Annotated in this window: 24 protein-coding genes and 1 tRNA gene; 1 reads left to right on the top strand and 24 read right to left on the bottom strand. The window is 51.9% G+C overall.

The genetic code is table 11. The features are described from left to right. Position 1: 1 nt before the first annotated feature. The 24 genes from rplE to LKI20_RS03585 all read right to left on the bottom strand — a co-directional run bounded on the left by rplE (position 2) and on the right by LKI20_RS03585 (position 19,267). A complete protein-coding gene (gene rplE / locus LKI20_RS03700; protein ID WP_291770044.1) occupies positions 2-574 on the bottom strand; it encodes a 50S ribosomal protein L5 in 573 nt (190 codons plus the stop codon). Then, complete coding sequence (rplX, locus tag LKI20_RS03695; protein ID WP_291770042.1) at positions 571-906, bottom strand: 50S ribosomal protein L24; 336 nt, start codon at positions 904-906, stop codon at positions 571-573. Before rplX ends, rplE begins: the two co-directional genes overlap by 4 nt. A gap of 1 nt (position 907) precedes the next feature. Then, a complete protein-coding gene (gene rplN / locus LKI20_RS03690) occupies positions 908-1,276 on the bottom strand; it encodes a 50S ribosomal protein L14 (RefSeq protein WP_291770039.1) in 369 nt (122 codons plus the stop codon). Between the two features lie 112 nt (positions 1,277-1,388). Next, positions 1,389-1,655, bottom strand: coding sequence for a 30S ribosomal protein S17 (gene rpsQ / locus LKI20_RS03685; RefSeq protein WP_033494742.1), 267 nt, complete (start codon positions 1,653-1,655; stop codon positions 1,389-1,391). Positions 1,656-1,657: 2 nt separating this feature from the next. After that, on the bottom strand, positions 1,658-1,924 hold the full coding sequence (gene rpmC, locus LKI20_RS03680; protein ID WP_034251552.1) for a 50S ribosomal protein L29: 267 nt from the start codon (positions 1,922-1,924) through the stop codon (positions 1,658-1,660). After that, positions 1,924-2,343 (bottom strand): 50S ribosomal protein L16, encoded by a 420-nt coding sequence (gene rplP / locus LKI20_RS03675; protein ID WP_291770033.1) that lies wholly within the window; start codon positions 2,341-2,343, stop codon positions 1,924-1,926. Before rplP ends, rpmC begins: the two co-directional genes overlap by 1 nt. 4 nt (positions 2,344-2,347) lie before the next feature. Then, positions 2,348-3,163 carry a 30S ribosomal protein S3 gene (gene rpsC / locus LKI20_RS03670; protein ID WP_291770029.1) on the bottom strand — a complete coding sequence of 272 codons (816 nt, stop codon included), beginning with the start codon at positions 3,161-3,163 and terminating at the stop codon, positions 2,348-2,350. Further along, a complete protein-coding gene (gene rplV / locus LKI20_RS03665) occupies positions 3,163-3,522 on the bottom strand; it encodes a 50S ribosomal protein L22 (protein ID WP_034251543.1) in 360 nt (119 codons plus the stop codon). The genes rpsC and rplV overlap by 1 nt, the downstream gene beginning before the upstream one ends. Before the next feature lie 21 nt (positions 3,523-3,543). After that, on the bottom strand, positions 3,544-3,822 hold the full coding sequence (gene rpsS, locus LKI20_RS03660; protein WP_033494732.1) for a 30S ribosomal protein S19: 279 nt from the start codon (positions 3,820-3,822) through the stop codon (positions 3,544-3,546). A 15-nt stretch (positions 3,823-3,837) separates the two neighbouring features. Continuing rightward, positions 3,838-4,668 carry a 50S ribosomal protein L2 gene (gene rplB / locus LKI20_RS03655; protein WP_291770024.1) on the bottom strand — a complete coding sequence of 277 codons (831 nt, stop codon included), beginning with the start codon at positions 4,666-4,668 and terminating at the stop codon, positions 3,838-3,840. Positions 4,669-4,701: 33 nt separating this feature from the next. Then, positions 4,702-4,998 carry a 50S ribosomal protein L23 gene (rplW, locus tag LKI20_RS03650; protein WP_291770021.1) on the bottom strand — a complete coding sequence of 99 codons (297 nt, stop codon included), beginning with the start codon at positions 4,996-4,998 and terminating at the stop codon, positions 4,702-4,704. Between the two features lie 5 nt (positions 4,999-5,003). Then, on the bottom strand, positions 5,004-5,693 hold the full coding sequence (rplD, locus tag LKI20_RS03645; protein ID WP_291770018.1) for a 50S ribosomal protein L4: 690 nt from the start codon (positions 5,691-5,693) through the stop codon (positions 5,004-5,006). 5 nt (positions 5,694-5,698) lie between these two features. Beyond that, positions 5,699-6,352 (bottom strand): 50S ribosomal protein L3, encoded by a 654-nt coding sequence (rplC, locus tag LKI20_RS03640; protein ID WP_291770015.1) that lies wholly within the window; start codon positions 6,350-6,352, stop codon positions 5,699-5,701. Positions 6,353-6,368: 16 nt separating this feature from the next. Further along, a complete protein-coding gene (rpsJ, locus tag LKI20_RS03635; protein WP_003827292.1) occupies positions 6,369-6,677 on the bottom strand; it encodes a 30S ribosomal protein S10 in 309 nt (102 codons plus the stop codon). A 438-nt stretch (positions 6,678-7,115) separates the two neighbouring features. After that, the gene (locus LKI20_RS03630) at positions 7,116-7,934 is read right to left on the bottom strand and encodes a hypothetical protein (protein ID WP_291770013.1); all 819 of its coding nucleotides are present in this window, start codon (positions 7,932-7,934) and stop codon (positions 7,116-7,118) included. 425 nt (positions 7,935-8,359) lie between these two features. Next, on the bottom strand, positions 8,360-11,107 hold the full coding sequence (adhE, locus tag LKI20_RS03625; RefSeq protein WP_291770011.1) for a bifunctional acetaldehyde-CoA/alcohol dehydrogenase: 2,748 nt from the start codon (positions 11,105-11,107) through the stop codon (positions 8,360-8,362). Between the two features lie 634 nt (positions 11,108-11,741). Further along, complete coding sequence (rpsI, locus tag LKI20_RS03620; RefSeq protein WP_291770009.1) at positions 11,742-12,233, bottom strand: 30S ribosomal protein S9; 492 nt, start codon at positions 12,231-12,233, stop codon at positions 11,742-11,744. Between the two features lie 20 nt (positions 12,234-12,253). Beyond that, positions 12,254-12,703: a 50S ribosomal protein L13 gene (rplM, locus tag LKI20_RS03615; RefSeq protein ID WP_291770007.1), complete on the bottom strand. Its 450-nt coding sequence runs from the start codon at positions 12,701-12,703 to the stop codon at positions 12,254-12,256. 335 nt (positions 12,704-13,038) lie between these two features. Then, positions 13,039-15,204: a 4-alpha-glucanotransferase gene (gene malQ / locus LKI20_RS03610; protein WP_291770005.1), complete on the bottom strand. Its 2,166-nt coding sequence runs from the start codon at positions 15,202-15,204 to the stop codon at positions 13,039-13,041. Between the two features lie 84 nt (positions 15,205-15,288). Beyond that, positions 15,289-16,056, bottom strand: a complete 768-nt coding sequence (locus tag LKI20_RS03605; protein ID WP_291770001.1) for an AbrB family transcriptional regulator — start codon at positions 16,054-16,056, stop codon at positions 15,289-15,291. Between the two features lie 168 nt (positions 16,057-16,224). Next, positions 16,225-16,887, bottom strand: coding sequence for an IMPACT family protein (locus LKI20_RS03600; RefSeq protein ID WP_291769999.1), 663 nt, complete (start codon positions 16,885-16,887; stop codon positions 16,225-16,227). 9 nt (positions 16,888-16,896) lie between these two features. Further along, positions 16,897-17,889, bottom strand: a complete 993-nt coding sequence (locus LKI20_RS03595) for an NAD(P)-dependent oxidoreductase (RefSeq protein WP_291769997.1) — start codon at positions 17,887-17,889, stop codon at positions 16,897-16,899. 317 nt (positions 17,890-18,206) lie between these two features. Beyond that, a complete protein-coding gene (locus tag LKI20_RS03590; protein WP_291769995.1) occupies positions 18,207-18,911 on the bottom strand; it encodes a DUF4391 domain-containing protein in 705 nt (234 codons plus the stop codon). A gap of 269 nt (positions 18,912-19,180) precedes the next feature. After that, a tRNA-Ser gene (locus LKI20_RS03585) sits at positions 19,181-19,267 on the bottom strand. Positions 19,268-19,521: 254 nt separating this feature from the next. Here LKI20_RS03585 and dinB point away from each other — a divergent pair. Next, positions 19,522-20,826 (top strand): DNA polymerase IV, encoded by a 1,305-nt coding sequence (gene dinB / locus LKI20_RS03580; RefSeq protein WP_291769993.1) that lies wholly within the window; start codon positions 19,522-19,524, stop codon positions 20,824-20,826. Positions 20,827-20,843: the final 17 nt, after the last annotated feature.

Genomic DNA, 20,843 nt, shown 5'->3' with positions numbered 1-20,843 from the left:
ATCAGTTCTCCTTGAAAGGGAAGCCGAGGTGCTTCAACAGCACGCGAGCTTCCTGGTCATCCTTGGTGCTGGTCACCACGGTGATATCCATACCGCGCTGGTGATCAATCTCATCAGGGTCGATCTCGTGGAACATCGACTGCTCCGTAAGACCGAAGTTGTAGTTGCCGTTGCCATCGAACTGCTTGCCATCGATGCCGCGGAAATCGCGGATACGAGGAAGAGCCAAGGACAGCAGACGATCCAGGAACTCCCACATACGATCACCACGAAGGGTAACGTATGCGCCAATAGCCTGACCTTCACGCAAATGGAACTGTGCTACAGACTTCTTAGCCTTAGTAACCTTTGGCTTCTGGCCAGTGATATTGGTGAGATCCTTGATTGCACCCTCAATAAGTTTGGAGTCGCGAGCCGCGGCACCAACACCCATGGAAACCACAACCTTTTCAACTCGAGCAACCTGCATTGGGTTGGAGTATGAGAATTCCTTCTCAAGCTCGGCCACAATCTGCTCGTTGTATTGCTGCTTCAAACGTGGGAGAGCAGGTGCTTCAACTGTTGTGTCACTCATGCCAGCTCCTTGCCTGATTTCTTGGCAACGCGGACGCGCACGGTTTTAACCTTGCCATCGCGAGCCTCTTCCTTCACGGTCACGCCAACACGAGTAGGCGCTTTCGTTTCAGGATCTACAAGCATTACGTTTGAACGGTGAATCGGAGCCTCAACTGAGACGATTCCCGACTGCTGACCCTGCTGGGTAGCACGCACATGCTTCTTAACGATCTGTACACCTTCAACAATGAGGCGATCATTGGCGAGCACGTTTGAAACTGTGCCCTCCTTGCCGCGATCTTTGCCACGGATGACCTTGACTTGATCGCCTTTTCTAATCTTGGCTACCATCTCAGATCACCTCCGGTGCGAGAGACACGATCTTCATGAAGCGCTTGTCGCGCAGTTCACGACCGACCGGCCCGAAAATACGAGTACCCTTCGGCTCACGACCGGAGCCGAGAATAACAGCTGCATTCTCGTCGAACTTGATGTAGGAACCGTCAGTGCGACGGTGTTCCTTAACTGTACGGACGACGACGGCCTTAACCACTTCGCCCTTCTTGACCGACCCGCCGGGGATTGCATCCTTGACGGAGGCGACAATCACATCGCCGATGCCGGCATAGCGTCGCTTCGATCCACCGAGCACTCGGATGGCCAAGATCTCCTTGGCACCCGTGTTGTCGGCGACATGAAGCCGCGATTCCTGCTGAATCATTGATTCTCCTTAGCCGAGCTGGTTCTCCCCACACACTCGCATGGTGCGGTGCGAACCCTTGAGGATTCGAACGCGCACCATACGTGTGTGTGCGGAGCCTTGCCGAACTTGTTTACTTAGCGCGCTCCACAATGGATTCGAGGCGCCAACGCTTGGTCTTGCTCAGGGGCCGAGTTTCCATGATACTCACGAGGTCGCCAACATGCGCCGCGTTCTGCTCGTCATGAACCTTGACCGTGCGATTTGAACGAACGACCTTGCCATACAGTGGGTGGGTCGAACGCTGCTCGAGTTCTACCGTGACCGTCTTGTCCGCTTTTTCGGACACTACGTATCCACGACGAACCTTGCGGAAGTTGCGCTCTTGCTTCTCAGCCATGCTTACTTCTCCTCAGCTTCGCTGGTTTTGGACTCTGCAGCTTCAGGCTCTGGGCTGATGCCCAGTTCACGCTCACGCAGAATGGTATACATTCTGGCGATATCGCGCTTCACGGCCTTCAAACGTGCGGAGTTGTCGAGCTGACTGGTGGCCGACTGGAAACGGAGGTTAAAAAGCTCCTCCTTGGACTTCTTCAGGAAGTCCTCAATCTCCACGTTGGTCTTCTCGCCAAGATTCTTGATTGTGTATTCTGCTGTTCCGACTGACATCAGATGTCACCGCCTTCACGAGCGATAATTCTGCACTTCATGGGCATCTTGTCGATTGCACGACGCAGCGCCTCACGAGCGACATCATCGGTGACACCACCGATTTCGAACATTACGCGACCTGGATGAATGTTGGCCACCCAGAATTCTGGAGCACCCTTACCGGAACCCATTCGGGCGCCGAGAGCGTGCTTGGTCAACGGACGATCTGGGAAGATCGTAATCCACACACGACCGCCACGCTTAATGTAACGGGTCATGGCGATACGAGCTGCCTCAATCTGACGGTTAGTCACATACGCTGGGGCTAGAGCCTGGATGCCGTAATCGCCGAAAGCGATTTCGGTTCCACCCTTTGACATGCCTCTACGCGTAGGACGATGCTGCTTGCGGTATTTAGTCCTCTTTGGGATAAGCATCCGCTCACTCCTTTGCTTCCGTTGCGGCAGGAGCCGACTCGGTAGCAGTTGCTGCACCCTTAGTAGGTGCGCTCTGCTGAGACTGAGCTTCTGCTGGGCGTGAGCCTCTGCGCGGCCTGCGATCTGAACCACGGCGGCCTTGACGTCCACCCTGTTGCGCTTGCTGCTCTTCAAACTCGCGCTCGGTCATGTCACCCTTGTAAATCCATACCTTGACGCCGATGCGGCCGTACGTGGTACGAGCTTCAAAGAAACCGTAATCAATGAGTGCACGGAGAGTCTGCAGAGGAACGCGTCCCTCGCGGTAGAACTCCGAACGGCTCATTTCAGCTCCGCCGAGACGACCAGCGAGCTTGATACGGATACCCTTGGCGCCTGCACGCATGGCATCCTGCTGAGCCTTGCGCATTGCGCGGCGGAAAGTCACTCGGTTGGTCAACTGCTCGGCAATGCCCTGAGCAACCAACTGAGCGTCAATCGTGGCGTTCTTCACTTCGAAGATGTTGAGCTGAACCTGCTTGCCCGTCATCTTCTCGAGCTTTGCGCGAACGCGCTCCGCTTCTGCACCACGGCGACCAATGACGATACCCGGACGTGCGGTGTGGATATCCACGCGCACACGATCCCTTGTGCGCTCGATGATGATGCGGGACACGCCTGCACGCTCAAGATCCTTGTTCATAGCCTTGCGGATCTTGTCATCCTCCAGCACGAAGTCACGGTAACGCTCACCGGACTTGTTGGAATCGGAGAACCACTTGCTGCGGTGATCCTCGGTGATGCCGAGGCGGTACCCGAAGGGGTTAATCTTCTGTCCCATTATCGGGCTCCTTCCTTATCGGCGACAATGACTGTGATGTGGCTGGTGCGCTTGTTGATACGCGCCGCACGTCCCTGGGCACGAGCCCTGAAACGCTTGAGGGTTACTCCCTCGTCCACGAATGTCTCCCTGACCACAAGGTCATTCTCGCGGAAAGGCTCATTGGCTTTGTCCGCCTTCACGCGGGCATTGGCAATGGCGCTTTCGAGAACCTTGCGAACGGGAACAGCCGCATCCTGAGGAGCGAACTTGAGAACGGTAACCGCCTCGGTCGCCTGCTTGCCTCGGATGAGGTTGACGACGCGGCGAGCCTTGCGCGGCGTCACGCGTACGTGACGAGCGATAGCTTTAGCTTCCATGTGTCTCTACTCTTCCTCGCCTCAGCGGCGTGCTTTCTTGTCATCCTTCACGTGACCCTTGAAGGTACGTGTAGGGGCGAACTCCCCGAGCTTGTGGCCAACCATGGACTCGGTGACGAACACCGGCACATGCTTGCGACCATCATGGACAGCGAAGGTGTGCCCAATGAAGTCAGGTGTGATCATCGAACGACGCGACCATGTCTTGATGACATTCTTCGTGCCCTTCTCGTTCTGATCGTCGACTTTCTTCTGCAAGTGGGCGTCAACGAATGGGCCCTTCTTGATGCTACGAGTCATCTTTCCGAAACTCCCTTACTTGCGGTTCTTGCCATTGGGACGACGACGAACAATCATCTTGTTCGAAGCCTTCTTTGGATGACGAGTACGAACCTCACCCTTACCCCAAGGAGACACTGGTGGCTTACCACCGCGTGTACGACCACCATGTGGATGGTCAACAGGGTTCATGGACTCACCACGGGTAATTGGGCGCTTGCCAACCCAGCGGGCACGTCCTGCTTTACCAAGCTGCAAGTTAGCGTGATCGGAGTTGCCGACCTCACCAACAGTTGCACGGCAGCGAGCATCAACGTTCCTGATTTCGCCCGATGGCATACGCAGCTGAGCGTAAGCGCCATCCTTGGCGACTAGCTGAACGGCTGCACCGGCGGAACGTGCAATCTTTGCGCCACCCAAAGGACGGAGCTCGATAGCATGAACGACGGTACCAGTCGGGATGTTGCGCAGAGGAAGGTTGTTGCCTGGCTTGATATCAGCCTCAGCACCCGTCTCAATGCGATCACCCTGATGAATGCCTTCAGGAGCGACGATGTAACGCTTCTCACCATCTGCAAAGTGCAGCAGTGCGATGCGAGCAGAACGGTTTGGATCATATTCAATATGAGCAACCGTTGCTGGCACGCCGTCCTTGTCCCAACGCTTGAAATCAATCAAACGGTACTGACGCTTGTGACCGCCACCGCGATGGCGGCTGGTGATACGTCCATATGAATTACGCCCACCAGTCTTGCTGAGCTTCCTCAGCAGTGACTTCTCAGGCGTTGAACGCGTGATCTCGCCGAAATCGGAGACCGACGCGTTGCGACGACCAGCGGTCGTCGGCTTGTATGTGCGGATAGCCATAATCTAGTTCTTCCTAACTTTCTCGGCTAGCCTTCAGTTGCCGAAGATGTCGATGGTCTGACCCTCGGCAACGGTGATGATGGCGCGCTTCTGTGAAACACGCTGACCAAAGCCGGTACGGGTGCGCTGACGCTTGCCTGCGCGATTAAGGGTGTTGACGTTCGTCACCTTGACATTGAAGATCTGCTCAATCGCCTGCTTGATCTGAACCTTGTTAGCGGTCGGGGCCACCACGAAGGTGTACTGGCCGCGGTCAGAACCCGCGTAGCTCTTCTCAGAAACAACTGGCTTGATGATGACATCGTGCAATGGCTTGTGGATAGCTGACATTGAAATCAGGCCTCCTTAGCGGATTCGGTCTTGGAACCGGTCTTCGCCTCGAGGAAAGCAGCAAGGCCATCCTTGGAGAAAACGAGATCCTCGGCTGTCACCACGTCATACGTGTTGAGCTGATCGGCGAAAATAACATGCACGGTGGGAATGTTCCTTACGGAAAGCCACTCGTTCACGTTTTCGCGTGAAAGGACAACGGTTGCGAAACGGTTCTCAGCAACAGGCAGCAACACGGCGTTGGCCGTCTTGGTTGAAGGCTTGTCGGTGATACCGAAGTCGACGACATGCACACGACCTGCATTGGCGCGATCAGAAATCACGTAACGCAGAGCAGCTGCCTTCATCTTCTTCGGGGTGCGCTGGCTGTAATCACGAGGCTGAGGTCCGTGAACCACAGCGCCGCCTGCCCACTGAGGAGAGCGAATGGAGCCTTGACGAGCACGACCAGTGCCCTTCTGCTTCCATGGCTTCCTGCCGCCACCGGAGATGGTGGAGCGGGTGCGTACTGCGTGAGTGCCCTGACGAGCTGCAGCGAGTTGGGCTACAACTACCTGATGCACCAGCGGAATGTGAGCTTTGATAGCGTCGGACGTGATGCCGAAGATATCTTCAGGAACCTCCACCGAACCGGCGGATACGCCCTTTGCATCGGTGACGTTCAGAACTGTAACGTTCTCAGTTTTGCTTGCCATAATAATCAGGCTCCCTTCACTGCTGAACGGACAACTACGATGCTACCTGCTGGCCCTGGTACAGCGCCCTTGATAGCGAGTACACCGCTCTCGGCATCAGCCGAAACAATGACGAGGTTCTGCACAGTGGCGGTATCGTTACCCATACGACCTGCCATACGCTTTCCCTTAAGAATGCGACCTGGCGTTGCGCATGCCCCGACTGAACCGGGACGACGTTCGTTTTTGTGCGAACCGTGTGTACGGCGGTAGGACTTAAAGCCCCAACGCTTAATAGTTCCTGCGAAACCCTTGCCCTTGGTGGTACCGGTCACGTCGACTTCTGTTCCCTCAGGGAGCAGTTCGACGGTCAGTTCCTGGCCAAGCTCGAAAGAACCGGTGGTGTCGGTGCGAACCTCGACAAGATGACGACGAGGAGTGACACCGGCTTTAGCGAAATGACCTGCGAGCGGCTTAGTCACCTTGGTGGGATCAATCTGGCCGTAGCCAATTTGTACCGCCTGATAACCGTCCGTCTCCTCAGTCTTCACTGCGGTGACAACGTTGGTGGACACATCCACCAGCGTCACAGGGACGAAGAAACCATTCTCATCCCAGACCTGCGACATGCCCAGCTTTTTGCCAAGCAGCGCGGTTCGTTCTGTCTTCTGTGAAGTCATGATGGTTCCCTCCCCTCTAGAGCTTGATTTCGATGTTGACATCCGCAGGCAAGTCGATATGCATCAAAGAGTCCACAGCCTTAGGTGTGGGATCGACGATATCAATGAGACGCTTATGTGTGCGCATCTCAAAATGCTCGCGGGAATCCTTGTATTTGTGGGGAGAACGGATTACACAAAACACGTTCTTCTCCGTCGGCAGAGGAACCGGGCCAACAACAGTTGCTCCCGCGTTCGTCACCGTCTCGACGATTTTCTTCGCCGACTGGTCGATGACCTCATGGTCATAGGACTTAAGCCTGATGCGGATTTTCTGTCCCGCCATTGCCGTCCGCCCTTTCCTAGCGATTTAGATACTGTTTACCAGCCTGTTCCTAGAGGGCACTAACGCAAGGCGGTTATCTAGCAACACGCCCTATTACAGGCGATAAGCCGTCTAACCGACCACATCAATGCGCGACCATACAAGAAAAGCTGTTATGCGCTCCTTGTGCCGCGCTCGCTTTTTTTAATTACAAAGTGCGAGCCCAAAACAGGCAACTTCTCTATTAAAGCACACGAGGGCCCTGGAGGAATCCGCGCGTGTCGCACGGATGCCGTTCCAATAGTCGAGCTGAAACTGTGCGTATCAGCACGCTAAAGAGGTGAAATTTGCTCCTCAGCGTGCGTATTCACACAGTTCGCCATCATGAATGCTGAAACTGTGCACGAAGGCACGTTAGGAGAGTCAAATCCGATACATAGCATGCTTGTTTGCACAGTTTCACAACTCACCAGGCTGCGCATGAGTGGAAGCAGCTCGGGGAACACCAAATTGAGTCAGTAGTTTGGCAAAACGGATCGGATCACACACCTCGCTGTAGTCAAAACGCATAATCGCTACATTCTTGATAGATAATCGCGATTCTCGCCTTCTCTCATCACGAAGCACTTGCTCAACGGATCGCCCTCCCCTCAACTCTGGATCCGTGTACTTCTGCATACCATCGAATTCGCCGATAATCTGATGCCCATCTGCGCACGTCCAGAGGAAGTCAACCCGGTATTCACGATGATTGACAGGATCTTCAAAGGGTACCTGCAAATCGGGGATTGCAAAGCCAAGTTCAATTATTCTCGCTCGTGCCATTGATTCTCCGCCATTCTCGGCACGACCATCTGCATGCAGCCACACCCTCAACGCTCGCTTCCAGCGGCGGTGACGAGCCATGCCACGCAAATACTCCGCCATCTCATCCACTTCGCACAGCTGATTTCGCAACGCGGCGTCACAAATAGCCAGAGAATCATGGAAAGGTAAGAATCTTGCGCAATCGAAGATTGTCCTCTCGGGCAAAGTCACCTGGATTCCGGAACGCAATGTGTAACGTTCATCTAAACCTTTACGTATGAGTACTCTTTGAACACGTCCCTTAGCACACACATGAGATTCGCACATCGTGGTCACAAAAATCCGATCCAACAATGCATAGGATTCCGTGATGCCCCACACCCAAGCCGCTGTAGCTGCACAGAAAGTCCAATTTGGATGCAGCAGCACCAAAGAGCGAAGGATATGCCAGCCTTTTTCGCTATAGCTCAAACGAGACCAATAGCATGTTCGCACAAACATTCGAGGAAAAGGAGTAAGTACATCCCCCGTTTCGAGTCTACGGTGCAGTGATACCTGTGAATTGCGATCAGTCGCAACCAAGCAATGGCCTGCTTCCTCTGAACGTAGAAATGCTTGTGTCAACTGGGATTTTTCTCTCATACTGCAATCATGAAGCAGCGGGCTCCCGGCACAAATCCAGGGAAGACCATGTGCATGAATGTGAGATTGGTGCTGGAACTGTGCATGAAGGCACGTGAGGCGACGCCGGTGTCGCGCTTCGCGTGGATTCATGCACAGTTACTGGATGGGGCAAGTGCTGCGGGATATGAAACTGTGCAGATAAGCACGGGTGAGAGGCCGTTTTGCCTGCTGCCCGTGCTTATCTGCACAGTTGGTGTTTACTGTTTGCTACTTTAGGCGCGCTCGGAGGCTTCTTCGGTGGCGTTGGCGCCTTCGCGTTCCACACGTTTAGCGTGTGCTGCTTCTTGGCTGATGCCGTAGTAAGCAGCGATAGCGATGTCTTTCATGTCCTCGATTTGTGGGATGCGTGGATTAGCAGGCGCGCATTGGTCTTCGTAGGCGCGCATACCGATCTGGTCGAGCACACTCCAGAAGTAGTCTTCGTCCACGCCAGCGGCCTGGAACGTGGGGTCCATACCGAGCCTGTTATCACGATAGTCTTCAACTGCGGTGGCTAACGCTTCAACCGCGATCTGGGGGGTATCACACTTGAGTCCGAGGTTGTGGGCAAGGTCTTGGTAGCGTTCAGCAGCGATGTATTCACTGTACTTAGGCCAGCTCGTGGGCTCTTCAGGGATCTCAGCGTTGTAGCGAATCACGTAGGGTAGCAGGATCGAGTTGGTACGCCCGTGAGCGATATGACATAGAGCACCGATGGTGTGGGCCATCGCGTGACACATACCCAAGAACGCGGAGCCGAAGGCCATACCAGCCATAGTGGCAGCGTTATGCATTTTCTCTTGTGCAGCTTTCCTGGTTTCAGGGTCTTGCGCGTTGACCGCGTTATCAAGGTTATCCCACACGAGCTTGGCTCCATGCAGGGCCATCGCGTCAGTGAAATCGTTCGCGTACACCGACGCGTAGGCCTCAAACGTGTGGGTGAGTGCGTCAAAACCTGCATCCGACGCGAGTCGACGAGGCTGGGTACGAGCCAACACCGGATCCACAATCGCTACCGATGGGGTAAGCGCGTAATCAGTAATCGGATACTTGTATCCGGTCTTATGATCAGTAATCACCGCGAAAGGCGTGACCTCGGAGCCCGTACCCGAGGAGGTAGGGATACACACCAGCTTGGCCTTGGTACCCAGTGGAGGAATCTTGAACGCACGCTTACGAATATCGAAGAACTTCTCACGCACATCAGCAAACGAAATTTCGGGGTGCTCGTAGAGCAGCCACATAATCTTCGCGGCGTCCATCGGGCTACCACCACCAACCGCGATAATCGTGTCGGGTTCGAACTCTTCACGCATCATTTTCGCGCCACGCTCTACCGTTTCCACGCTAGGCTCGGGCTCAACATAATCAATAATACGGAAGGTCACGAGTTCAGGACGAGCACGTAACTGGTCAATAACCTTATCCACGATACCGAGCTGTTCCATGACTTTGTCACACACAATCACGGCCTTACGAATACCATACATATCACGCAGGTAGCGCACAGCATTCGCTTCGAAATAGGTTTTCGAGGGAATCTTAAACCACTGCATATTATTATTCCTCCGAGCGATACGCTTCACGTTAATCAGGTTCACCGCCTGCACGTTACCCGACACTGAATTACCACCATACGAACCACAACCCAAGGTCAGGGACGGAGCAATAGCATTGTAAATATCACCAATACCACCCAGCGAGCTCGGCTGATTCCAGATAATACGACACGCATGCATCCGCAACCCATACTCACGTACCAGTTCCTCATCATCCGTATGAATCGCAGCAGTATGCCCGGCACCATGCACCAACATCTGCTCACACATCACGAAAGCGTGATCCTTGTCCTTAGCCTTCAACAACGCCTGCACAGGCGCGAGCTTCTCCATCGTCAACGGCTCCATCTCGCCAACTTCTTTACACTCAGCAGCAAGAATCGTGGCATCAGAGGGAATCGAGAACCCAGCATGCTGGGCAATATACTGCGGAGACTTACCAGGAACCACCGAATTCAACTTCGGCTTCTCCCCGGAATACGACGTACATCCGAACATATACTGTTCGAGCTTCGCCTTCTCCTCACCAGACACGAAATACGCCTTGCGGTGCTTCATCTCGGCAAGAAGACGATCATAAATATCAGTATGAGCAATAATGGCCTGCTCCGTGGCACAAATCATCCCGTAATCAAAATGCTTCGAGAGAATCAAATCATTCACCGCACGCTTCACATTCACATGCCGATCCACATACGCTGGAGCATTACCTGCACCCACACCCAACGCTGGCTTACCTGAAGAATACGCAGCCTTCACCATGCCAGGACCACCAGTCGCTAAAATCGTCGCGATCCCTGGATGCTTCATCAACGCACCAGTCGCTTCAATCGAGGGATGCTCAACCCACTGAATACAATCCTCAGGAGCACCAGCAGCAATAGCCGCATCACGAACCACACGAGCAGCCGCCACCGAACACTTCTGCGCAAAAGGATGAAAACCAAACACAATAGGACAACGCGTCTTCAACGCAATCAACGACTTAAAAATAGCCGTCGACGTGGGATTCGTTACCGGAGTCACACCAGCAACCACACCAACCGGCTCAGCAACCTCGACAATACCGTTAATATCATCCTCACTAATCACACCCACCGTGCGCTGCTTGACCAAGTGATTCGTCACATGCTCACACGCAAAAATATTCTTCGTGGCCTTATCCTCAACCAAACCACGACCAGTCTCCTCAACAGCCAACTTCGCCAGCACTAAATGCTGATTCAACGCCGCAATCGAAGCCTTCGCCACAATACGATCAACCTGCTCCTGATTCAAACCCTCAAACTTCTTTAAAGCCACCAAACCACGAGAAACCAGCGTATCAACCTCACGCTCAGCATCAGACGATTCAGAAGCAACAGCAGACACTTTATTCGTCGCTGCTGTATTTACTGTTGTGCTCTTCTTGGCTGTAACCACGGGTCCTCCTTGGACGTGCAGAAAGCAAAGGCGTCGAATCCTGCTAAGGCATGCTTTCACAGCATGTGTTCATTTAGGATTGCGTATCATCAGTTCTCAAACTGTGACTTGCATCACAATTTAGCGTAGAGGGCGTACTAGAACAATTTATGTTCGCGACTTGTGGAATCTGAGCGTGTCATGTCATTTTGATTGCTGTTTTGTAGCTTTGTTGTTTATCTGTTGGACTGTTGTGCGCGTTTGTGAACATCGTATTTAGCGCATTCTGGAGGAGTTTCTATTGTGTAGGGATTATTGTGCGTTCAGCAAGTACAATGACTGAAAAATGGCGAAATCTGGCTATGGATAGTTAGGGAATAGATAAAAATCCCTACACAAACGTAAACAGCTCGCTCAGGGGAATGAAAGAGGGCGCATTGACCTACGCAATATGCCACAAAACTGAAGTCAAAGCAGCGTAGCGCACACTCTTAGAAAAATCGTTGTGCTTCAGACCCCATCTACTCACGTTTGCGGAGAATGTACGTCGATAATGCACAGAAAGGCCCACTACACACAGGAGAATAACAAAAGAGGCCCGAAACCGAAGTTTCGGACCTCTTGATGACACCAACACATAGCTGCCAGAACAGCTTTAGCGCTTTGAGAACTGAGGTGCGCGGCGTGCCTTATGTAGACCGGCCTTCTTGCGCTCGACTGCACGAGCATCACGAGTCAGGAATCCTGACTTCTTGAGTGCTGCACGGTTTGCGTCACGATCAATGGCGTTCAGTGCACGAGCTACACCAAGACGGATTGCTCCGGCCTGACCAGTGGTGCCACCGCCATCGACGAGTACCTGCACGTCGAATTTATCTTCGAGCTTGAGCAGAACGATTGGGGAATTCACCTCACGCTGCTGCAAACGGCTTGGGAAATACTCCTCAAGGGTGCGGCCATTAACGGTCCACTTACCCTCACCAGGAGTGAGGCGAACGCGTGCGATAGCTTCCTTACGGCGGCCTGTGCCATAGCCAGGAGCTATAGCAGAAGTGCCGGTACCTGCACCTGCGTTGGTCTCTGAAGTGTACGAAGTCAGTTCCTCTTCGCCCTCGAGGACTGCGGAGTCATTGCTTTGATCTGCCATGTCAGTATTCTCCTTCGGTCCTACTTGGCCTGCTGTGAGATCTGAGTGATCTCAAATTGGACTGGCTTCTGTGGCGTATGCGGATGATCTTCGCCTGCAAAAATACGCAGACGATCCATCTGCACCTTAGCAAGACGATTCTTTGGCAGCATACCCTTGATTGCTTCGCGAACGATGCGCTCTGGGTTCTTCTGCATCAAATCACCGTAGCTATCTGCACGCAGACCACCAGGACGACCAGAATGTGTGTACAGCTCTTTGCCGAGCTTGTCACCGGTCAGCGCAACCTTAGAAGCGTTAACGATGATCACATGGTTACCCGAATCGGCGTGAGGCGCGAAAGTCGGTTTGTTCTTGCCACGCAGCAGGATTGCAACCTGGGTGGCCAGACGGCCAAGCACCACATCTGTGGCGTCAACGATGTACCAGTCATGGGTTAAATCGGCTGGTTTAGGCGTGAAAGTCTTCACAGTTCAACCTTTTCTTTGCATTGTGTTTCGGGCTTCACATCAACGGTAACTAAACTCCGCGATGAAAAACCTCATTATCCGTGGGCTCCCTGAAAGTCCTATGGGCGAGTGGGAAACGCTTCGAGGACCCCTGAGGGAAACACAACAATCCTCTACTATAACGCTTACTCGCTGACTGTCAAAGCCCACCGTGTCACAGCACTGCAATGTGGACAAATTCTGCCCACCTTGACGACAATCTGCTCGTGGCAATCTATGCAGCTGCACTGTCCGCAACTGTGCATACGTGACAGTGCATACGTGACTGCAGTGAGAGGTACCTACGCAGCCCGCTATTAGGCGGTGCGCATGATGGCTGCGAGCGATTGCAAGCGTTTATTAGTGAACAATTCTTCGAGGTACACGTTATGCCCCTCAGAGTCTCCTAATGGAATTCTCCAGTTTGGATATTCATTATTCGTTCCAGGCTGATTCTGCGCTCGTCTTTCACCAACTCCATCGGTAAGCGCAGCAGCCAAGAGTTTACAAGGAGAAGCAGCCAATGCGTGATACTGCGCTTCTACCACTTCTTGTTCAGTAACAGTGTTGTTTTCCACCGCCGAGCGGTCCAAGAATCCACCCTCAACAAGCATAGATAACATAGCCTTTTGCTCAGCAACAGCAGAAGCCATGAAGTCCTCAACTGAACCTGTGAGTAGGCCAAGACGCTTGTGCAGCTCAACGTGTTCATACTTCAAGTAGCCAGCAGCAGGTGGCATATCATGAGTATTCACTGATGCCAGAGCACACTCGCGCCATTGCTCAGGAGGACGGAAGAGACCATTGCGTTGTTCAAACCACTCCACAACACAGCCAAGTACTTCATGCTGAATCAAAGAATCGGCAACATACTGTGGCACCACACCCAAATCTTCGCCCACGACAATGCCATCGACTCGACTTGCTTCAATAGCAAGAATACCTAGTAGCGCATTGGCGTTGACATTGACATATACCCCCTGCACAGCACTCATACCCGCGGGAATCCACCATAATCTGAACAGACCAAGTATGTGGTCAATACGTAGAGCCCCTGCGTGCGCAAACATTCCGTGAACCATATTGCGATAGCTCAAATAGCCAGTTCGTTCTAGCTCGAGTGGATTCAGCGGTGGCTGACTCCAATTTTGGCCTTGCTGATTGAAATAATCGGGCGGAGCGCCAACAGTGACGCCTTTGACATACCTGCTCGGATTCCACCAAACTTCGGCGCCCTGCGGATGCACCCCCACTGCCATGTCCGACATCACGCCGATACGCATTCCTGCTTCTTGTGCTTGGTGTTGTGCTGCATCCAACTGTTGTGTTGCTATCCACTCAAGCCAACGATAGAAATCCAAAGTATCGGGATACCGTTCGCGCAGTGCCGTAATCTCGCCACTATTTTTGTCACAACGATTCACCCAAGAATCGGCTTTCTCGCTGGGGGCTCCCCATTTGTCGTAGGCAAGACACCACGTCGCATATGCTTCCAGATCCTCGCCGCACTGGGCAACATACTCTTCAAACTCATGCTGCCGTTCAACGGAACGACCAAGCTTATAAATAATCCATAACGCACGCATCTTGTGCTTCCACATGGTGTCACGGTCGATATGATTTGGATCATCATTGAGTGGCAGACAAGATTGATATGCAGACTCAACCTCCGCTAAGGATTCCTTACCAAGAAGAGCATATTCCTCGATATTTTGCGGACGTATATACGTGAAATTCACCAAACGCCTCGACACAGGCAGGTATGGGGAAGGCGTTAATGGCGAGACTGGTTCTGCGGCATGCATGGGGTTAACCAACACAAAATCAGCTCCGGTCTGATCCTTCGCCTGGTTCAGTAGCTGTGCAAGATCCGCAAAATCTCCCATTCCCCACGAAGAGTGAGACCTCACGGAATAGAGTTGAGCCATCCACCCCCAAGGACGAATTTCTGGCTCACGTACAGACCATGGCACCGAGCTAGGAGCACAAATCAACGTAGAAGTTTGAGTCCTTTTACCAACGCTCACCGTAAGTTGATGATATCCGACGGGTATATCGTCAGGGAGTACCAGTGCTGCATTCACGACGAGTGTATTGTGCAATGGATATGCTGCTGCACCGTTACCAGCCGTTGGCATGAGAGGGTGAGGGTAACGTTCACCATTTTCAAGTGTTATGTAGCCTTCAGGTATATCCAGTGCATTAGCGTGTACCAACACTGTGGCAGTCTGCCCAGCTGTCTGAAACACCGTTGCTTCTATGAGCTCCTCATGACGCTGGTCAGACAAGCTTTTCAACGTTGCTGCAGCCTGAGTTGAATCAGTCGCATCGAAACCTAGAGCTTTCAACACTGCTATCAGTACATCATCATCGGTTTCGTGATAGTCATCATGTTGACCTACATAACTTGTTGACAATCCCACAGATTTCGCCAATTGAATCAGCGGGCGATGCAGCCGCTGACTACTCTCTACGTGCTCCATAGTCCAAGTGTAAGCCAAGCATTCCCAGCGGCACACATCAGCATAGTGAACTTATGACTGACAAGACCTGCTATGGCGGTGAACTTAGCGCTCAGATAGGGCCTGCTGTGCGGCTTTAGCCACATCGCTTAGTGCATCTTGTGACAGGGTTTGCAACATTGCTGTACTGGTATTCGGATTTAATGCCACTGCTCTGCGAACCATCGAAGACAGCACCTGTGGAGCATCGGTCTCACTGTCAACTCCTAATGTTCCTAACACATCTAAGGTTGCGGTATCTGTCTGATCACTTTGAGCGCCCTCAAGACGCATCTTCCATGAAGTCTGAGGATTTACTAGAGCAGCAGCGCGCACTTGTTCATCCTCATCCTTCGTTAAATTCCCAACGAGCCAGTTCTTATCCGACACGTTAGCCGCTACTGCTCGTCTGACCTCGGCATCTGGGTCTTCAGATAATTTCACCAACACATTTGGAAAGGGCATATTCTCAGCCAGATATATACGATCTTCTAGGGGCGTATGAGGGTTGCCTGCAACGGCCTCAAGCAATGCCGTAGCTCTTGAAAAGGCTGATTGATTCGTACTATCAGGTAAATCTTTACGTGCAACTTCGCTGAGTTCTTGACTATTAATAGAGTGACGCAGACGTTCGTACGACACACTCAGTGTCTCTTGTACCACGCTGGTAACTGTTTCCTGAGGAGCAGGTGTGGCCTTATCATCAAGCTCCTGCGCTTTAGCTTCAACCCTATCTTCGGCGAGATTACCTTCTTCGAGATTCTTATCTTCAAGACTTGCCGACAAATTCTTATCCTCATCGTTATGTGCTGCCATATTCTCAGTATCACTCATACTCAACAGCATAATTGGGGTAGGGGAAGTCACCGTCTCAGTGAGACATATTCGCTATCTATTCGTGCCGCCACACAGCGCCATAGCGTTGAGCACCAGCCCAACAATTCAACAGTCCGCCAGCAGAACAGCAGAACATTAGACCGGCAGAACGACAGAACGGCAGTCTTAAATGCTTGCAACAGGTACTGCAGCATTCATAGACCCCACTCGTTGAGGTACCACCGTAGCGTTAAATGTCTGTCTGATACGCAATGCACAAGCTTGTTCCTGTGATACTGGAATCGTCGCCTTTGCCTCAACATGATCAGAGTAGTCCAAAACCTCAAATGTTCCATGAAAATCTGCCACTATACGTTTGCACATTTCGAGCTGTGCATAGCTGAGAGCACAGCGATACAGCGTACACGGTACCAACTGAGCTAGCTGCGCGACTTGGATTGACTTCGAAGCAGCCGTCGAATATGCGCGGATTAGTCCACCCGATCCGAGCAAGACCCCACCAAAATATCTGGTTACCGTAACCAGAGTGTCAATGAGATTTTGCTGCTGCAAACAGTCGAGAATCGGCTTTCCTGCAGTACCGGATGGCTCACCATCATCGCTCATTCGCTCGGACTGATTCGCTATCGAATCGCCCCAAATTGCCGCATACGCGATATGACGAGCCTTCGGATGCTGTTCGTGCATCCGACTGAGTATGTCAGCAACCTCGCCACTCGCCGTAATATGCCAGCAATTGCCAATAAACCGCGAGCGCTTTTCCTCGAACTCTGCTTGCGCAGGCGATTGCCCTGCGTTGAGCACCGTATACATCTGAGAGTTACTCATCGAGAGTAATCACACCACCACGTTGTACTGCTCACCACGGTAGAAGGCGCTAATTCCCTCGAAACACTGGTCAATCACATTAACCACGGCTTCCTTGGTAAACCAAGCTACGTGGGGTGTGAGTACCACATTAGGCATGCTTAGCAGCGGGTCTTCCATATTCATAGGCTCTTCGTCAAATACATCAAGCCCTGCCAGCACATCACCTTCATTGAGTCGCTGTGCAAGTGCGCCCTGTTCTATGAGCTCGGCACGTGCAGTGTTTATGAGCATGGCTCCCGAGTGGATTTTCGCGAGCTGTTCGCTAGTAATCATTCCCTTGGTTTGCTCATTAAGTGCCAGATGCAAACTAATAACATCACTGCTTTCCATGACTTCGTCGATGGATGAAGTCCAGGAAGCTCCAAGCTCATCGAGTGTTGCTCTATCTTCATGCCTAGAGCAAACAGTGATACGCATACCTAATCCTCGGGCAATCCGTGCCACAGCTTTGCCAATACCACCAAAACCTATAAGCCCTAAGGCCTTGCCGTTTAACTCAATTCCTTCCATCTCGACCCACTTGCCTTCATGTAACTGTTGGTCAAGATATCCAGCACGTCTCGCAAGCTCAAACATCAGAGCCACAGTATGCTCTGCTACAGCACTGTCACCATAATGCTCGATATTGCATACTCTGATACCGCGTTCCTTGGCCTCGGCGAGATTGATGTAATTTGCTACTCCGGTGCCACCAAACACCATGCAGCGCACATGTGGAGCTAATCGTTCAAGGAGTGCGTCACTGACACGAAATCCGATTACCACCACCGAATCTGCGTCCTTGCAACGGGAAGCAATGGTCTCTTCATCAAGCACTGAATCGGTATATAAACGAACGCGACAGATATTATCAAGCTTGCGGAATGCACTGCGGAATGGTTCGACCATCGAAGACATGCATGAAGGAATTACCAGCAGTGGCAGGTCTTTGCGGGTTGATGCTGTTTCGATAACGCTCATGGGCAACAGGGTAATACGAGATTGCAACAAGACGATGAACCGATACCGTTTTGCCAGCGTTCACAGGCATTCTGCTGCCCCATTCTTAGAACATTTCAGGACCCTTTTCGCGCACAGCTTCATCCTCGACCGACATTCAATGGCATTTCAGATGCTCCGAAGCATATGGGGGGGTCGGCTGTCGTTTGTGTAGGGATTTTCTGGAAGAAAGCATCTATCGGCACGCGAAATCGTTGAATTTCCAAGGGCGCATACTCGTCGATACTTTCAAATCCCTACACAAACGGCATTTGAGCTAGATCAGCAGCGAAAAACTCTCAGTCCTCTTGCTCAAGTTGTGCTAGTTGAGTACGTGCCTTATGCAGTTTGGCATAGACTTCATTGCGCTGTGTGGGAGTCTTGGCGCGAGCATGGTCTTTGGTAAGTTTGGCGTCGAGTGCCTTCAACTCTGCGATTTGTACACGCTTCGCTATGCGCAAATCAAGGTCCTCAGAGTTGGGCGAGTTAAGGATTGCTTGGGCGTTCAAACTTTCCCAAATCTGTTCGATGCTATTCCCGTTAAGCTCCACGGTCGTGTTCTTCGCTTCCTGCCACTCCCCCACGAACACTGTGTTTTGTTGTATGTGGCCCGCTCTTCCTGGAATTGCTCGACGCACTGCAAACGCACATTCGTCAGTACCTTCCCTGTTCCTTACACATACAAACAGGATTCCCGAAGGACGCAGTTTGGCTATATGTTCCAAAGCATCGATAGGTACGGTCTGCCCGCTCAGTAAAACTCCGATGACCAACACTTCTTTAAGCTTTCCCTCTGAGATAGTTTTAGTGTTGGCAGCGTTGAGAACACTGAGTACGGTTATTTCTGTAATGTCATTGACGAAACGCTGTTTAAGTCCAGCTGACACTGGAGTTTTCACATAAAACATTTGTTTAGGAAGGGTTCCCTTGCCCTCTGGCATTGCGGATTGAAGAGGAAGTCCTAAACTCAACGCGGATACTGAAGCGCACGCTGAAACTGTCATAGTCTACCTGCCTTGTTCGAGGATTGCGAAGGATCTGCAAGAGGTGACTCCATCCTATCCTTTATGGCTGGGTGGTATCTGATTCGCAATCACATCGCGCTGGGCAGACTCTCATAGATAACTGGATCAGTAGTGCAACTATTCAAAGCACTGTCGGAAAATAGCTGCATTGTTGATCAAGTTATCTATGTTGTAAGGATGTCAACGGAATCTCATACAAAAAATCCCAACGAGTGCACAAAGCACTGTCGGGATTCTTGTAATTACCGCGGAGACGAGGAGATTCGAACTCCTGGACCACTTGCGTGATCAACACCTTAGCAGGGTGCCCCTTTCGGCCACTCAGGCACGTCTCCATTGCGCAAACCATTTCGATGAGCGCAACAGCATATTACACTACCAGCAAATGTGGATGGAATCACCCATCAAGGCGAAACTGTGCATTGTGACACGGTAAACACGATTTTTTCAGCGTGTCGCGCGCCGTTATGCACAGTTTCGACTTTGCTGGTGCTGTAGGCAATCGAGCCATGAGACTGACGCCCCTTTACCATCCTTGCAACATTTCTCTACGCTGCAGCTGTGCCGCATTGGCGCATAGGATAGAGCTATGAGCAACACACCAAGACTAGAAGCTGCAAAACGCGACTGGGGACACGATGAAACAGGCTGCCATGTGTTGCACATTGATATGGACGCCTTCTACGCCTCATGCGAAGTAGCAAGACATCCTGAACTTCGCGGCAAACCCGTAATCATTGGGACTGGCACACGCTCGGTAGTAAGCGCGGCGAGTTATGAAGCACGTCCATATGGGATTAATTCAGCGATGCCTGTTTCGCGAGCGCGTCGTTTATGTCCGCAAGGCATCTTTTTACCTGTTGACATGCATTATTATCGATCCACATCGAGAAAGATATTTAGCGAAGTCTTCTCTCTTATCACCGACCAGATTGAACAAGTTTCAGTGGACGAAGGCTATATGGATGTATCTTCAGCCATGCAGCAATGGTCCAGCCCAAGCCAAATAGGCGCATGGATACGTCAACAAGTTTGGGAACACTTTCATGTGACCTGCTCTGTAGGTATCGCAGCCAATAAACTGGTAGCAAAGATGGCTTCCACAAACGCCAAACCAGACGGCATGTTGCTGATACCAAAATCTCAACATGCAGCGTTTGTGCAAATCATGCCTTTACGAGGCATACCAGGTATTGGTCCCTCATTGGAAAAAAGGCTGTCGCAATGGGGAATCAGTAGCGTTGCTGAGCTCTCCAAACTCGCTGAATCGGAAGTCAATCGTGTGGTTGGTTCAAGCACTCTCGGCCATACGCTATTCCTGGCAGCTCAAGGTCAGGATGAGCGCAAATTAAGCACGCACACTCAGGAAAAATCAATTGGTGCAGAACGCACCTTTGCTAAGGACACCACTAATCAGGCTACGGTGAATGCTCTGCTGAGACAGTGCAGTGATGAAGTTGCATCATCACTTCGCAAACACACACTGCTCGCACGAACAATCACTGTAAAACTGCGCTTTGCTGATCTTAGCTACGTTACCAAGGCTCACACGCTTGAACGACCAGTTGATACAGTCAGTCTTATCTACCCACAAGCCGTGTCACTGTGTAAGCAGATATTCTCTTCACTTGGCAATAGCAATTCCACTGCTCCTAGCCGCACGGACACTGACGGTGCTGCCACCAGCACACTCGCACGAGCAGTACGACTCGCTGGTGTCAGCGCATCAGGACTCAGTCGCTCTCAAGAAACACCAATCCAACTGACTATTGATGATCTCATATCTGAAGACGCCACCAATGGCAATCGGCCCGAACGCTTATCTGATGCAGAACGCACCCTCGACACTATTCGACATCGCTACGGTAAAAATTCGGTACATCTAGGTTGGTAAGCAGCGATGTCATAGGT

This window comes from Bifidobacterium sp. (assembly GCF_022647885.1).
GTDB lineage: Bacteria > Actinomycetota > Actinomycetes > Actinomycetales > Bifidobacteriaceae > Bombiscardovia.
The sequence above is the reverse complement of the archived record's forward strand: the minus strand, read 5'-3'. Positions and strand labels throughout refer to the sequence as shown.